11 protein-coding genes are annotated in these 14,427 nt (G+C 67.7%); 8 read left to right on the forward strand and 3 right to left on the reverse strand.

Annotated features, from left to right (window positions below):
• Positions 1-140: 140 nt before the first annotated feature.
• On the reverse strand, positions 141-2,705 hold the full coding sequence (locus U5798_RS14140) for a hypothetical protein (RefSeq protein WP_322082405.1): 2,565 nt from the start codon (positions 2,703-2,705) through the stop codon (positions 141-143).
• A gap of 242 nt (positions 2,706-2,947) precedes the next feature.
• Here U5798_RS14140 and U5798_RS14145 point away from each other — a divergent pair, with 242 nt between their 5' ends.
• Entirely contained in the window at positions 2,948-3,613 is a 666-nt protein-coding gene (locus tag U5798_RS14145) for a cation diffusion facilitator family transporter (RefSeq protein WP_322082406.1), read from the forward strand.
• A gap of 203 nt (positions 3,614-3,816) precedes the next feature.
• Here U5798_RS14145 and U5798_RS14150 read toward each other — a convergent pair whose 3' ends face one another.
• Entirely contained in the window at positions 3,817-5,007 is a 1,191-nt protein-coding gene (locus U5798_RS14150) for a helix-turn-helix transcriptional regulator (protein WP_124447597.1), read from the reverse strand.
• A gap of 280 nt (positions 5,008-5,287) precedes the next feature.
• On the opposite strand from U5798_RS14150, the gene U5798_RS14155 reads away from it, so the two are divergent.
• From U5798_RS14155 to U5798_RS14170, 4 genes are all read left to right on the forward strand, one after another.
• Positions 5,288-6,226 (forward strand): alpha/beta hydrolase, encoded by a 939-nt coding sequence (locus U5798_RS14155; protein ID WP_322082407.1) that lies wholly within the window; start codon positions 5,288-5,290, stop codon positions 6,224-6,226.
• Positions 6,223-7,347 (forward strand): bifunctional 3,4-dihydroxy-2-butanone-4-phosphate synthase/GTP cyclohydrolase II, encoded by a 1,125-nt coding sequence (ribBA, locus tag U5798_RS14160; protein WP_124447601.1) that lies wholly within the window; start codon positions 6,223-6,225, stop codon positions 7,345-7,347. The genes U5798_RS14155 and ribBA overlap by 4 nt, the downstream gene beginning before the upstream one ends.
• A 179-nt stretch (positions 7,348-7,526) precedes the next feature.
• Complete coding sequence (locus U5798_RS14165; protein WP_124447603.1) at positions 7,527-7,934, forward strand: helix-turn-helix transcriptional regulator; 408 nt, start codon at positions 7,527-7,529, stop codon at positions 7,932-7,934.
• 2 nt (positions 7,935-7,936) lie between these two features.
• Entirely contained in the window at positions 7,937-9,277 is a 1,341-nt protein-coding gene (locus tag U5798_RS14170) for a type II toxin-antitoxin system HipA family toxin (RefSeq protein ID WP_322082408.1), read from the forward strand.
• Positions 9,278-9,375: 98 nt separating this feature from the next.
• Here U5798_RS14170 and U5798_RS14175 read toward each other — a convergent pair whose 3' ends face one another.
• Positions 9,376-10,503, reverse strand: a complete 1,128-nt coding sequence (locus tag U5798_RS14175; protein WP_322082409.1) for a 4-hydroxyphenylpyruvate dioxygenase family protein — start codon at positions 10,501-10,503, stop codon at positions 9,376-9,378.
• Between the two features lie 357 nt (positions 10,504-10,860).
• Here U5798_RS14175 and shiA point away from each other — a divergent pair, with 357 nt between their 5' ends.
• The 3 genes from shiA to U5798_RS37125 all read left to right on the forward strand — a co-directional run bounded on the left by shiA (position 10,861) and on the right by U5798_RS37125 (position 14,401).
• Positions 10,861-12,168, forward strand: coding sequence for a shikimate transporter (gene shiA, locus U5798_RS14180; RefSeq protein ID WP_322082410.1), 1,308 nt, complete (start codon positions 10,861-10,863; stop codon positions 12,166-12,168).
• Between the two features lie 206 nt (positions 12,169-12,374).
• A complete protein-coding gene (locus U5798_RS14185; protein ID WP_047903294.1) occupies positions 12,375-13,676 on the forward strand; it encodes a UDP-N-acetylglucosamine 1-carboxyvinyltransferase in 1,302 nt (433 codons plus the stop codon).
• A gap of 383 nt (positions 13,677-14,059) precedes the next feature.
• Positions 14,060-14,401, forward strand: a complete 342-nt coding sequence (locus U5798_RS37125) for a DUF4440 domain-containing protein (protein ID WP_415859498.1) — start codon at positions 14,060-14,062, stop codon at positions 14,399-14,401.
• The last annotated feature ends 26 nt before the right edge of the window (positions 14,402-14,427 follow it).

Here is a 14,427-nt window from a genome sequence, read left to right on the forward strand (position 1 = left end):
TATCGACGCGCATAAATACGAAGCGAAATATCGATTAATGCGCGTCATAATTACCTGATCCATTCTCATAATCATGAAAAAATGACTGCCCCTCCTGCAATCGTCCGTTTCTTCGCCGATCGTCGGCCATTGCCGCGACCCTAGCGCCGCCCCATCGCCGAACCGAGCGCCGATTCGAGACGGTCGGTCGGCGACTGCGCCATATGCCTGACGACCGGATCGGGATCGTTCTTCATCTGCTTGGCCTGATCCTCGTCGAGCGGCTTCTGCGCGACACCGCCGGCAGCGGTGCGCAGATGCGCGATCGCCTCCATCTTCGACATTCCGAGATCGCGCATCAGCTGCAACGCCGACGCAATGTCGCTGCCGCCGTCGGACCGCCGGTCCTCGTCGACCGCCTTGCGATAGAACTTCTTCAGTTCCTTGTGACGCACGCCATTGCTCGCCTCCAGATAGGCAGGCGCCAGCGAGTGCCGGCCATGGCTCTCTTCGAGCATGCCGACCACGCGCGCGGCCGCATGCTTCTTCACGAGGTCGACCTCCTGCTTCTTGTTGTCGGTCGACTTGTTCTCGTTGAACCTGTCGAACTTGATCGGCAGGAGGCGTCCGATGCGCTGCTGGTTGACGGTGTCGCGAATGCCGTCCCAGGCCTCCTTTTCCGTCGCATCCGGCTCGCCGTCGAACTGCTTTTCGAGCCGGTTGCGCATCGCGCCGTCGGCGATGGCCGCCATCTTCTTGTCGCGATAATGCTGCTTGAGCGAATGGGCCGCCTTGCGGTTGTCGAGCAGGTCGCGCCCCGACAGGATCGCGCCGCCCGCGATCGCCGCGGACGCGGCGCCATGCGTACCGACCGCCAGGCCGACGCCGGCCCCGATCCCCACGGCCGACATGGTCGTCTTGATCGCGGAGCGGACCACGCGGTTCTTGCCCTGGACCTCGGCGATGTAGCGTCCGGTCAGCACGTCGAGCATCTTCTCCCGCTGCGGGCCCTCGGGCTGGCCCAGGATCGCCACCTTGAGGTCGTAGCGGGACTGGAAATCGGTCTTTCCCGCGATTTCCGACAGCGGCACCTCGCGGCCGCCCGTCTTGATCTTCGGGTCGTCGGCGGAGGCCGGCCAGTTGCCCAGTTGCTTCTGGTAGCGGCTCTTGCGCATAGCGGACGTGCCCAGTTCCTGCGCCGCGTAGACCGTATTCACGCCTTCGTGCGCCAGGGCCAGCGCGGACGCCGGCGACGACGTCAGGTGCGCCTTCGTCAGGCCCTGCACGATCCCGCCTTCGGGTTTCGTCTTGTTCAGCAACTGCGGCAGCGCGTTCTCGTTGTCGACCCGGATCCAGCGCCCGAATCGGCGCAGCACCTTTGCGCCGACGGTGGCGTTCGGCACGAGCTGGCCCAGCGCTTCGCCATGCGGGCGCGGCGCCGCGTCCTGCTTCCCGGTCTGCGTCGTTCCGTCCGCTTGCTTGTCGGGCGGCGTTTCGCCGCTTTTGCTCGGGGCCAGCTCGCCCGGCGGCTTGGTCGTGACGGGCGCGGCCAGCGGCGCCGTCGAGCCCGGCTGCGGCTTCGGTGTCGTCGCATCGGTCTCGCCGGCGGCGGCCTTGTCCGAGGTGCTGGTGATCGCCTCGAAATGACCGTGCTGGTCCCACACGACGACACGATGCGTCGGCGCCTGCCCCGCTTGACGCTGGCTGCCGTGGAACTGGCCGATCGTCGTGACCGGATGCGCGTCCTCGACGCCCGCCTGCACGACACCGACCTGCATGTCGACGCCGAACTTCTCGTTCACGAGCGAGACGAGTGCCGCGCCGTGCCCGCCTGCGTTGGTGTCCAGCAGCAGCATCCGGCCCTTCTCGTCCGGGTGCTGCGCGTCGAAGTCAGTGCGGATCTCGCTTACCGCCTGGTCCAGCGCCGGACCGTCGAGGTCCGGCTTCGCGCACTGCACGAGCGAGTAGATCGAGCAGTTGTTGCCGCGTCCGCCGTTGCGGATCGGCTGCATGTCCTGGCCGGCCAGCGCCGCCTCGAAGCGCGCGTTGGGCGAGCGGGTCGCTTCGAGTTGTGCGTCGCGCGCCGCCTGCGGCACGTCGGCGACCACCGGCGCGTGCTTGTCCTTGTTGGCAGACGGCTTGACGGACGGCGTGTCGAGGTCGACGGCTTCGCCGAAAAACGTGTCGAATACGCGACCGAGGCGCGCCACGTGGTCGCCGGTCGCGGGCGCGGCGGCCGTCTCCGCCGCCTTGGCGGTCTTGTCGGTTTTCGTGACCGAAGTCGTCTCGGTCTCCGTCTCATGCAGCGTGGCCGCGACGACGGCCGGCACGTGCCGGGGCTCGGACGTCTCGACCTCGCTCGTCTTGTCCGTGATCGACGCGGGCCGGCTCTTCGATTTCAACGAAGCGAGCGATGCATTCGAGCGCGGCGTCGGCGATTTCCGCACGGTGAAGCCCGTCGTGCGTTCGCTGCCCGGCGTCGCGCCGCGCTGCGCGACGCCATCCAGCGCCTTCAGCGTTTGCGCGCCCCAGTCGGACGGCGATTCCCGCGTCTGCTCCGCCGACTTGCGCGGCGAGCGCGTCTCCAGCCCGGCGAGCTGCGGTGGCGGCGTTGCGCCCGGCGCCGCCTTCTGCTTGCCGGGATCCGGCGCCTTGCGTTCGCCGGACGTCGTCGAGGGTTCGGGCTGCCGTCGCTCGAGCACGGCGTTGCTGATCTTTCGGAACATGGGGGTCTCGCGGCAGGATCGTACTGCGCGCTACGTTGGCACAGCGCGGGCGCGGATCCGGCCACGACACGAAGCGAGCACCATTTTCACGAATGCCGTTCATGCTCGTCGAAGTCGGCGCGCCTGACGCATGCGTCGCCGCGGCACCGAACCGGTCCCGCGATTCCACCGCTGTCACCGATCTGCCACCGTCGACCGGTAGCGTTCGGGGCTGACCCACGCCATCGACGGACGAATCCGCCATGCAGTGCACGTCGCGCGCCACGCCCCACGTTTATGCGGCCACGTCCCGCGCCCTCGCCGTCAGTCTCGCGATCAACCTGCTGCTGCTCGCCGCCGAGACGGTTGCGGCATGGTCCGCGCATTCGTCGGGGCTGCTGGCGGACGTCGCGCATGCGGCGATCGACCTCGCGGCCGATGCGCTGATCCTCGTCGCGTGCCGACTCGACGCCCGCCTGCCGCCCGAGCGGCGCCCGACCTTCGAACCGCTCGCGCTCGCGGGCCTCGGCGCGCTGCTCGTCGCGACCGGCGCGCAGATGATCTGGCACGCGACGACCCGGTTCGATACGCCGCCCGTCGTGCAGCCGGGTGCGGCGACGCTCGCGCTCGTCGCCGTCACGCTCGCCGGCAAGGCCGCGCTCTCGTCCTGGATGCTGCGCAAGGCGCGCGAGACGGGTTCCGCGCTGCTCGAGGCGAGCGGTTGGCATGTGCGTACCGATGCGTTTTCGTCGTTGCTGGCGGCGCTTGCAATGAGCGCGGCACTGGTCGGCTTCGGCCGCCTCGACGACGTGGCCGCGCTCGCGATCGGCGCACTCGTGATCCGCACGGGCGCCGCGTTCATCCGGCGCGGCTGCGCGCAGTGGCCGGCGCTGGCCGAGTGGGCGAATCGCTCGACGCGCGGGTCGTGAACGCGGCGGGTATCGCCGAACGTCCGATGCATGCTGTCGGCTCGGTCGGCTCGAATGAAGAAGAGGCTCGCGCGGCGCGAGCCTCTTTTGCATGATGCCGTCGTTGTCGCGCAACCCGCGATGCGTCGACTGATGTCGATGTATCGCCGGACGAGTGCGTTCGCTTCCGATGTGCCGACATCGGCATCAGCACCCGCATCCGCCTAGCCGAGCGGCACGACGCTCCCGAGCAGGATCCGCACGAGCGTCGCCTGCCGCGTGACGCCCGTCTTCGAGAAGATCGCACGCAGGTGCGTGCGTGCCGTGTTCTTGCTGATCCCCGATTCGTCCGCGGCTTCCTCGAGTGTCAGCCCGTTCGTCAGCAGCAGCGCGAGCGACGTCTCGGCCGGCGTCAGGTCGAACAGCTTGCGGATGATTTCCTGCGCGCCCTGCGGCTTGCGGTCGGGGTCGCGCAGGAACAGCGTGACGGCCGGCCGCCGCTTGTTGTCTTCCGACCAGTCGGACAGCAGCACCGTGCGCACCAGCAGCCCGAGGCGCGGCTTGTCGAAGCTGCGCGTGATCGGCATCGCCTCGACGGTCGCCGCGGCCGTGCCGTGGTGGCCCATCACCGCGTGGCGGATCAGCCGCTTCAGCGTGCGGTTTTCCTGCGCGTCGGTCGCTTCGATCGTGCCGCGCGCAATCGTCAGGCCGTTGTTCTGCTTGAGGATCTCGTCGGCGACGCTGTTCATGTCGATGATCGTGCCGTTCTCGTCGAGCGCGATCGTGCCGACCTGCATGCGGTCGATCGCGTTCGCATAGATCGAGCGTTCGACCTCGGCCGAATCGAGCCGCGAATGCAGTTCGACCGCGCGCTTCAGGTGCGGCAGCAGCAGCGCGCAGATCGCCTTGTCGCGCGCGGAGAACTGCTTCGCCGCATGGTTGCGGCAGACGCGGAAGCGGCATTCGACGCCCGATGGCGTGCGCAGGTCCGCGCCCAGGATATAGCGCACGTCCTGCGGCTTCAGGAACTGCTTGTACAGCTCGCTCGACAGCCAGCCCGTGTCGCCGAACACGTCGTCGACGGTGACCACGCGATCGGCCGGCAGGCCGACGAACGGATCGAGCGAATAGTAGTAGTTGTTGTACGACGCCTCGCCGTCGCCCGGGACGACCGGGCCGAATTCCGACGCGTGCACGGACAGCGGCGCGCGGCGATCGCTCGCGGCCGCGCGCAGGATCAGCGTCACGTAGTTCGCCTGCAGCCAGCGACGGACGAGTTCGAGCGCGCCGGCCCACGGCGGCGTCTCCAGCGGTCCCTGATAGATGCGCGCCATCAGCTCGCTGAAATCCGCGACGCCGATATCGGCCTCGTCACTGGTTGCCTGGCTCTCTTGCGGAGCCCATCTCGTCTCCATCAGCACGCTCCATCCTCCATACGACATGTATCCGGTGCGACCACCCGCGCCGCCATGATTAAGACGCGTCTAAATTCCAGCGTCATCGGGAGATTCACTGAATGGCGAGAATTGGCCATCCGCGCGTGTGAACCATCGTCCAATCGGATGATGTGGCGCCCTGCCTGCTGCGCTGGAATGCCCGTCAGGCCGTACCGGCAAGCATCCGGTGCGGACTCAGGGAAAACCGCGACACGGGTTTACCTGATTCAGACCGCATTCGATTCAGACAGGAGTTCCCATGCCGCTCGACCCTCAGGCGCAGGCGCTGCTTGCCGCATTCGCCCAGGCCCCCGCGATCGATTTCGCGCAGCTCACCGTTCCCGCCTACCGTGCGAGCCTCGCCGCGGGCGGCGCCTTCGCGCCCGGCGATGCCGTCGCCGCCGAAGAGGACTGGCAGGTTCCCGCCTCTGGCCGTCAGTTGTCCGCACGGCTGTATCGGCCCGACGCCGACGGGCCGTTGCCGCTGACCGTGTTCTTCCACGGAGGCGGCTTCGTGTCGTGCGGCATCGACTCGCACGCGAACCTGTGCCGCAGCCTCGCGCAGCGGGCCCGCACGCTCGTGCTGTCGGTCGACTACCGGCTCGCGCCCGAAGCGCGCTTCCCGGCTGCCGCGCACGACGCATGCGACGCCGTGCGCTGGGCCGCGGCCAGTGCACGCGATCTCGGCGCGCGCGCCGGCGCGGTGGCCGTGGCCGGCGACAGCGCAGGCGGCAATCTCGCGGCGGTCGCCGCGCTGCAGTTGCGCGGCTCGGGCATCGCGATCGCGCATCAGTTGCTGCTGTATCCGGTCGTCGATTGCGCGACCGAGCATCCGTCGTATCAATCGCTCGGCGACGGCTATTTCCTGACGGCCGACATGATGCGCTGGTTCAAGCATCACTATTTCGACGACGGCGCCGATCGCGCGTCGCCGCTTGCCAGCCCGCTCGCCGCGCCGGACGTCGCGGGCGTCGCACCGGCGACGATCGTCAGCGCCGAATTCGATCCGCTGCGCGACGAGGCCGAAGCCTATGCGCAGCGTCTCGCGCAGGCCGGCACGCCGGTGACGCTCGTGCGCTGGCCGGGCCAGTTGCACGGTTTCGCGAGCATGCTCGGCGCCGTCGACGCAGCCGACCGCGTGCTGACGTTCGGCGCCGCCGCGCTGCGCCGCGCGTTCGACGCCGCGGAGGCGCAATGACGCTCGCCGGCACGCGGGAGATCGTCGACGAGCTTCGTGCGGGCCGCATGGTCCTGCTCGTCGACGAAGAGGATCGCGAGAACGAAGGCGATCTCGTGATCGCCGCCGATCACGTGACGCCCGACGCGATCAATTTCATGGCGCGCTTCGGGCGCGGGCTGATCTGCCTGACGCTGACCGCCGAGCGCTGCGAGCAACTGCGGCTGCCGCCGATGGCCGACCATAACGGCACGCCGTTCGGCACCGCGTTCACCGTCAGCATCGAGGCCGCCGAAGGCGTGACCACCGGCATTTCGGCGGCCGATCGTGCGCATACGATTCGCGCGGCCGTGCGGGAAGGCGCGCGCCCCGACGATCTCGTGCAGCCCGGCCACGTATTCCCGATCGCCGCGCGCCCGGGCGGCGTGCTCGTGCGCGCGGGCCACACCGAGGCCGGCTGCGATCTCGCGGCGCTTGCCGGGCTCACGCCGGCGTCGGTGATCTGCGAGGTGATGAACGACGACGGCACGATGGCGCGCCTGCCGGAGCTGAAGACGTTCGCCGCGCATCACGGGCTGAAGATCGGCACGATCGCCGACCTGATCCACTACCGCCGCGAGCACGAGTCGCTGGTCGAACGCGTTGGCGAGCGGCCGCTGCATACGCCGTGGGGGCGGTTTCGCGCGATCGAGTATCGCGACGCCGTGCACGGCGCGCCGCATCTCGCGCTCGTGCGCGGCGAACCCGATCCCGCGACCCCGGTGCTGACGCGCGTGCACGAATGCCATTCGCTGCTCGACCTGCTCGACGCGGAGCCGTCCGCGCACTCGTGGCCGTTGCATGCCGCGCTGCAGCGGATCGACGCGGCCGGCTGCGGCGTGGCGGTGCTGCTCGACTGCGACATGCGCGGCGACGCGATGCGGATGCCTGCCGGCAACGGGCACCGCGACGGGCGCGTGACGGGGATCGGGTCGCAGATCCTGCGTGACGTCGGCGTGCGGCGGCTGAACGTGCTGTCGAGCCCGTTCCGGCTGCCGGCGCTGTCGGGGCACGATCTGGAGATCATGGCGTTCATCCCGCTCGGGGACGACGATCCGGAAGGTGCGCGGAGCGCACACGCGAATCCGCTTCGGGCGGCTTGATGCGTCGATGCGCGGGCGTCGTGCGCGGCACCTTGCGGGAGATGGCCGGCTGGCTCTACGCGTTACAGGTTATCGTTTGTTTTTTGTAAATACAGCCTTTGATTTGTATTTTGACGATACATACCATAGACTGTATTTTCCGATTACAAACGATCGCCTGTTATCTCGCGGAGCGCCCGATGGCTTTTCCCGTCCAGACCCTGACCCAATTACGCCCGATACTCGTCGGCTTCCGGAAGTCCGCGGGGCTCACGCAGGCGCAACTGGCCGCCCGCGTCGGCGTCACGCAGCAATCCTACGCGCAGCTCGAAGCCAATCCGTCGGCGGTCAGCATCGAACGGCTTTTCAAGGTGCTGAACGCGCTCGGCGTTCGCATGACGCTCAGCCTCGACGAACGGGATGAATCGGCGAAAGCGGCCGATTCCGCTTCCGCTGTCGCTGCCGCGCCGGCGGTTCGCCAGCCGGCCGCGAGCAAACGCGGCACCACGGCCGCCCAAAGCCCGGCCGGCACTACGGCCGGCGTCGCGCGAAAACGGCCGGCAGCGACCCGAGCCAAGCCGCGCGTTTCGAAGCGGGAGGACTGGTGACGATGGCCACCCGCGCCCGCCACGACCGGCTCGACCTGTGGATGAACGGTATTCCGGTCGGCTACTGGGAGATTCGGCGCGGCGTCGAGCGGCTCGTCTACCTGCCCGACTGGCTCGACGATCCCCAGGGGCGACCGTTGTCGCTGTCGCTGCCCTTCACGCCCGGCAACCAGCCGCACCAGGGCGCGGTCGTTGCCGACTACTTCGACAACCTGTTGCCGGACAGCGAGCCGATCCGCCGCCGCATCGCGCAGCGTTACCGGCTCGGATCGACGGCGCCGTTCGCACTGCTCGCGTCGATCGGCCGCGATTGCGTCGGTGCGATCCAGATGCTGCCGCCAGGCGAGACGCCGGTCGATCTCGAGGCCATCAGTGGCGTCACGCTCGACGACGCGGCCGTCGCCGATGTGCTGCGCCATGCGACGGCCGCCCCGCTGCCCGGCCGCGCGGAGCCGGACGGCGACTTGCGCCTGTCGATCGCCGGCGCGCAGGAAAAGACCGCGCTGCTGCGTCAGCGCAACCGCTGGTTGCGGCCGACGGGCAGCACGCCGACGACGCACATTTTCAAACTGCCGCTCGGGCGCGTCGGGAACATGCAGGCCGACATGCGCACGTCGGTGGAAAACGAATGGCTGTGCGCGAAGCTCGTCGCGGCGTACGGCCTGCCGGTCGCGCCGTGCGAGATCGGCCGGTTCGACGACCAGAAGGCGCTGATCGTCGAGCGCTTCGACCGGCGGCCGTCGCGCGACGGCTCGTGGCTCCTGCGGCTGCCGCAAGAAGACATGTGCCAGGCGACCGGCACGCCGTCCGGCGCCAAGTACGAATCGGACGGCGGCCCCGGCATCGACACGATCATGGGCATCCTCGCGAATTCGGCCGACGCCGCGCACGACCGGACGAACTTCTTCGTCGCGCAGCTCGTGTTCTGGGTGCTGGCGGCGATCGACGGCCATGCGAAGAACTTCAGCATCGCGCACCTGCCCGGCAACACGTACCGCAGCACGCCGCTGTACGACGTGCTGTCCGCGCATCCGATCATCGGCACGCGCCGCAACCAGATTCCGCCGCGCCGCGCGCGCCTTGCGATGGCCGTGTGCGGGAAGAACCGGCACTACGTGATCGGCGAGATCCAGCCCCGCCACTGGATTGCGCAGGGCCGGCGTGTCGGGCTGACCGAGGACGACGTGCGCGCCGCGATGGCCGCGGTCGTTACTCGCACGGAACCCGCGATTGCCGAGGCTGCCGCGCAGATTCCTGCGGATTTCCCGATGGACGTTGCGGATGCGATCTTCGACGGCATGCGCCGGCAAAGCCGCAAGCTCGAGGCGGGCGATATCGCGTGACGGCCGCCGACCTGTGAGGCTTGCCGTGCAATGCGTGAGGATTGCCGTGTAACGTGTAACGCGTGACGCCCGATGCCTGATGCGGTCGCCGCGGCCGTTCAGCCAGCGTCGCGCGCGCGGGCGAGCGCCGCGAGGTTCCCTTCGCCGAACCCGTGGTGCCCCTGGCGCTGCACGATCTCGAAGAAGATCTCGCCGGGCTTGCGCTTCACGAAGGTCTGGAAGAACAGCTTAGGCACGCCGTCGCTGCCGATCTCGCCGTCGACCAGCACCGCCCGGCGGCGCAGCGCGTCGAGATCGACGCCGTGCCCCGGCAGCCGCGCATCGACGTCGTCGTAATAGCGCGCGGGCGGCTCGATGAATTCGACGCCGTTCGCACGCAAAGCATCGACGCACGACAGGATGTCGTCGGTGGCGAGTGCAACGTGCTGCACGCCCTCGCCCGGATGGTCGGGCAGATACGCGTGCATCAGCTCGGTGCGCCGCGTGCCTTCCTCGTAGACCGGAATCCGCACCGCGCCGCACGGCGATACCATCACGCGCGATTCCTCCGACACATGCCAGTGCGCATCGATTTCGTGGATCTCGCGAAAATGCAGCAGGTCGTGGTAGAAATCCAGCCACTCCCGCATGCGCCCCGCGCCGACGGTTTGCGTGAAATGGTCGACCTGCTGCAGGCCGACGCCCGCGCAGTCGAGATCGGTGTGCGCGGTCGCGATGTCGATCGGCCGGAAATCGATGTCGAAGATCGAGATGTCGCCGACGCCGCCGCGCTGGCCGTCCCGCCCGCGCCAGCGGTCGACGAAATACAGGTGCGAATCGCCGATGCCCTGGATCGCCGGGATCTTCAGTTCGCCCACGCCCACCTTTTCGCCCTCGAACGCCCATGCGCCGAGCTCGATCGCCCGCTCGAACGCGCGCCGGGCGCTCGCCACGCGCAGCCCGATCGCGCAGACGCCCATTCCGTATTCCTCCGCATAGCGCGCAGCGAACGAATCGGGCTCGGCATTGATCAGGAAATGCATCTGCCCCTGCCGGTACAGCGTGACGTTCTTGCTGACATGGCGTGCGATCGCCTTGAACCCGAACTGCTCGAAGCGCTGCGCGAGCGCTTCCGGCACGGGCGCCGCGAATTCGACGAACTCGAGGCCGGCCATCCCGAGCGGATTGGCGGCCGGATCGGCAACAGGCGGCGTATCGCTGGACAGGGGGTGAGAATTGCCGGGCATTCCAGTCTCCGAGGGCATGCGGTCGATGGGGACGGCGCCCGTCGCGTGCGGCCTGTGCGGCCGACGGAACGACCGCGCATCCGCCCCGAACGGGCAAATTGTCGATGCTGCAGATTTTAACCAGATCGTTCACGGCGGCACACCCTGGCCGAACGGGATATCGCCCCGCCGCTTAGTGCAAACCCGGAAATCGTTCGATAATCGCACGAACTTGAACGATAATCGCGCACTTTGTCCGATTGGCCAATTGCCGCCATGCGGCGTGCGCCCTATTCTCCGTTCACCCATCGACTTCAATTCAGCATCGGACGCGGCGCCGCCACGATTCCACGATGCGCCGAGCCAGGAGACACCGCCATGACCCCCACCTTCGACACCCTCGACGCCGCAGCCGGCGCCCGCGCCCGCAGCCAGGCCCGCAAGGCCGCGATCGGCAGCTTCGTCGGCGCCGTCGTCGACTGGTACGACTTCCTGCTGTACGGGATTGTCGCCGCGCTCGTATTCAATTCCGAGTTCTTCCCGAAAGTCAGCCCGACGATGGGCACGCTCGCGGCGTTCGCGACGTTCGGCGTCGGCTTCCTGTTCCGGCCGCTCGGCGGCGTCGTGTTCGGCCACTACGGCGACCGGCTCGGGCGCAAGCGGATGCTCGTGCTGACCGTGATGCTGATGGGGCTGTCGACGGTCGCGATCGGCCTGCTGCCGGCGTTCTCGACGATCGGCTGGTGGGCGCCCGTGCTGCTGGTGCTGATGCGTGCGATCCAGGGTTTCGCGGTCGGCGGCGAATGGGGCGGCGCGGCGCTGATGGCCGTCGAGAGCGCGCCGAAGGAGAAGAAGGCGTTCTACAGCAGCGGCGTGCAGGTCGGCTACGGCGTCGGCCTCGTGCTGGCCACGGGCATCGTGTCGATCCTGAGCCACACGCTCGGTGAAGCGGCGTTCAAGTCGTGGGGCTGGCGCCTGCCGTTCGTGTTCAGCATCGTGCTGGTGCTGATCGGGTTGTGGGTGCGCAAGAACATGGACGAGTCGCAGGAGTTCGTCGACAAGGTCGAGCACGGCAACCGCAAGCTGCGCCTGCCGGTGCTGGAAGCGCTGACGCGTCATCCGAAGGCGTTCCTGCTGATCGTCGCGCTGCGGCTCGCCGAACTGTTCACGATGTATATCGTCACCGCGTTCGCGCTCAGCTATTCGACGACGAACCTCGGCATGTCGCGCGACCTGTTCCTGAATATCGGGCTGCTGGTCGGCGCGGTGAGCTGCGTGACGATTCCGTGCTTCGCGTGGCTCGCCGACCGCTACGGCCTGCGCCGCATCTACCTGATCGGCGCGCTGATCGGCCTGGCGTCCGCGGTGCCGTTCTTCGTCGCGCTGGAGGCGCGGTCGATCGCGTGGATCGTGATCTTCTCGATCCTGCTGGCAAACGCCGCGCACGACATGGTCGTGAGCGTCCAGCAGCCGCTGTTCACCGAGTTGTTCGGCGCCGAATACCGCTACAGCGGCGCGGGTGTCGGCTACCAGTTCGCGAGCGTCGTCGGCGGCGGGTTCACGCCGTTCATCGCGGTCGGCCTCGTCAGCGTGGCCGGCGGGTCGTGGCACCTCGTCGCCGGTTATCTCGCGGTCGGCTGCCTGATCTCGCTGGTGGTCGCCGCGCGGATGCGGGCGGCGCAGTGACGGCCTGACCGGATGGCCGGCCCGATTCGCGGCCGGCCATTTCCCCGTGCCGGCAGGCAATCGTCCGGCCGAATCGCATGCAGCCAACGTCAAACACCGTCAATCGCACATCCCGATCCCCTTTTTTCCCCTCTGAACATTCCACGCCGCCGGCCGACCAATGGCATCATATGGGCCTACGTCAGTCACCGATACGCCCCCATATCATGTCGAATCTCATCGTCCACGGCGGCACTCCGCTGCGCGGGGACATCAAGCCGTCCGCGAACAAGAACGCCGTCCTGCCGATCCTGTGCGCCACCCTGTTGACCGATCAGCCGCTGCGCCTCGTCGGCGTGCCGGACATCACCGACGTGCGCAAGATCCTCGACATCTTCCGCACGCTCGGCAGCGACGTGTCGGTCGATTTCACGACGGGCCTGCTCGAACTCCACCATCGCAACACGAAGTTCGATCCTGCCGTCCACCGGCTGCCCGAGGCAATGCGCTCGTCGATCATGCTGATTCCGCCGCTGCTCGCGCGCTTCGGCGTCGCGCGCCTCGAGAACGACGTGAAAGGCTGCACACTCGGCGTGCGCGAGATCGATCCGCACGTCGAGGTGTTCGAGCGCTTCGGCGCGCACATCGAGCGCACGCCCGATTCGCTGATCGTCCGCACCGACGGCCCGCTGACGGCCAACGACCACTGGTTCGACTACGCGTCGGTGACCACCACCGAGAACTTCGCGCTGTGCGCGACGGCCGCGAGCGGCACGTCGACGCTGATGAACGCGGCGTCCGAGCCGCACGTGCAGGAGTTCTGCCAGTTCCTCGCGATGATCGGCGTCACGATCGAGGGCATCGGCACGTCGCGGCTGTGCGTGACGGGCGGCGGCAAGCTCGGCGGCGGCGAGTTCCGCTTTGCCGAGGACTTCCACGAGATCGCGACGTTCCTCGCGCTCGGCGCGATCACCGGCGGCGACATCACCGTGCGCAACTCGTCGCCCGAGCATTTCCCGCTGATCGACCGCACGTTCGCGAAGTTCGGCGTCAACGTCACGCACCGCGACGGCTGGTCGCGTGCGGAACGCGACGGCCCGCTGCGCGTGCGCCGGCCGTTCACGCAGAACATCCTGACCAAGGTCGAAGCCGCGCCGTGGCCGTACCTGCCGGTCGACCTGCTGCCGATCTTCATCGCGCTCGGCGTGCGCGCGGAAGGCAGCGCGATGTTCTGGAACAAGGTCTACGACGGCGCGCTCGGCTGGTCCGGCGAACTGTCGAAGTTCGGCGCGCACGTGCTGCTGTCCGATCCGCACCGGCTGATCACGTTCGGCGGGCTGCAACTGACGCCGGCACGCGTCGAAAGCCCGTACATCATCCGTGTCGCGATCGCGCTGCTGATGGTGGCCGCGAGCATCGAAGGCCGTTCGGAAATCATGAACGCGCTGCCGATCCGTCGCGCGCACCCCCATTTCGTCGAGAACCTGCGGTCGGTGGGCGCGAACGTCGAGTGGACGAGCAGCGAATGATGCACTGAAGGATGCGGCGCGCGTGACGGTCGCGTCGCATCCGGTTCCTCGGCTTTTCATGCTTTATCCGCCGCTTCTATGCGCGACCGCGCAGCGTTCTGCCATCGATTCCCATCTGCTCTCGTCAGCGCACTGCGTGCTGCTTCACTCCTCTTCCCCGCTGTCAGCGCCAGCCCGACGATGCGTCATCGGGACGTCTACTCCTGCTACCCGTCGGCTTTTTCCCGCGCGCGAAACAACCAGATTCAGACCTGTCCAATTGCCGAAATGTGCGCCCGGCCATAGGCTTCCTTCCTGACCCCGCGGATAGCGCCAAAAACCGTGCACCCGCGCTCCAGCAGGAAAATGCACAGCCTATGGAACCCCGATTCACCCTGGCGCAGATGCGCGACGTCTGGATCGATGCATATCGTCACGCCGATATCGAGCAACTCGATTTCATCGCGAGCCCACACTTCTTTGTCCAGCACAAAGCTTACATTCGCACGAAAGCGCAATTCCTTGCGCGAATGCGCGTCGTCGCGGCCGAACGCGCATCGGACACGGGTATCGCATATCAGGACGAAACCATGCAAATCGTCACGCGCGGACAATGGGCGACGATAACGGGCATCGAATCGGTTCGAATCAACCAGGCAATCGATTCCCGCTTCGATTTCGTCGAGGACTGGTGCGTGATGGGTGCGCGATGGCGCATTGCCGCGCTTCGCCATGAACACAAGTAACCTGGACCGCGTCGCAGTTGCGTTCC

The sequence above is a fragment of the Burkholderia sp. BCC1972 genome, from assembly GCF_905339605.1.
Lineage (GTDB): Bacteria > Pseudomonadota > Gammaproteobacteria > Burkholderiales > Burkholderiaceae > Burkholderia.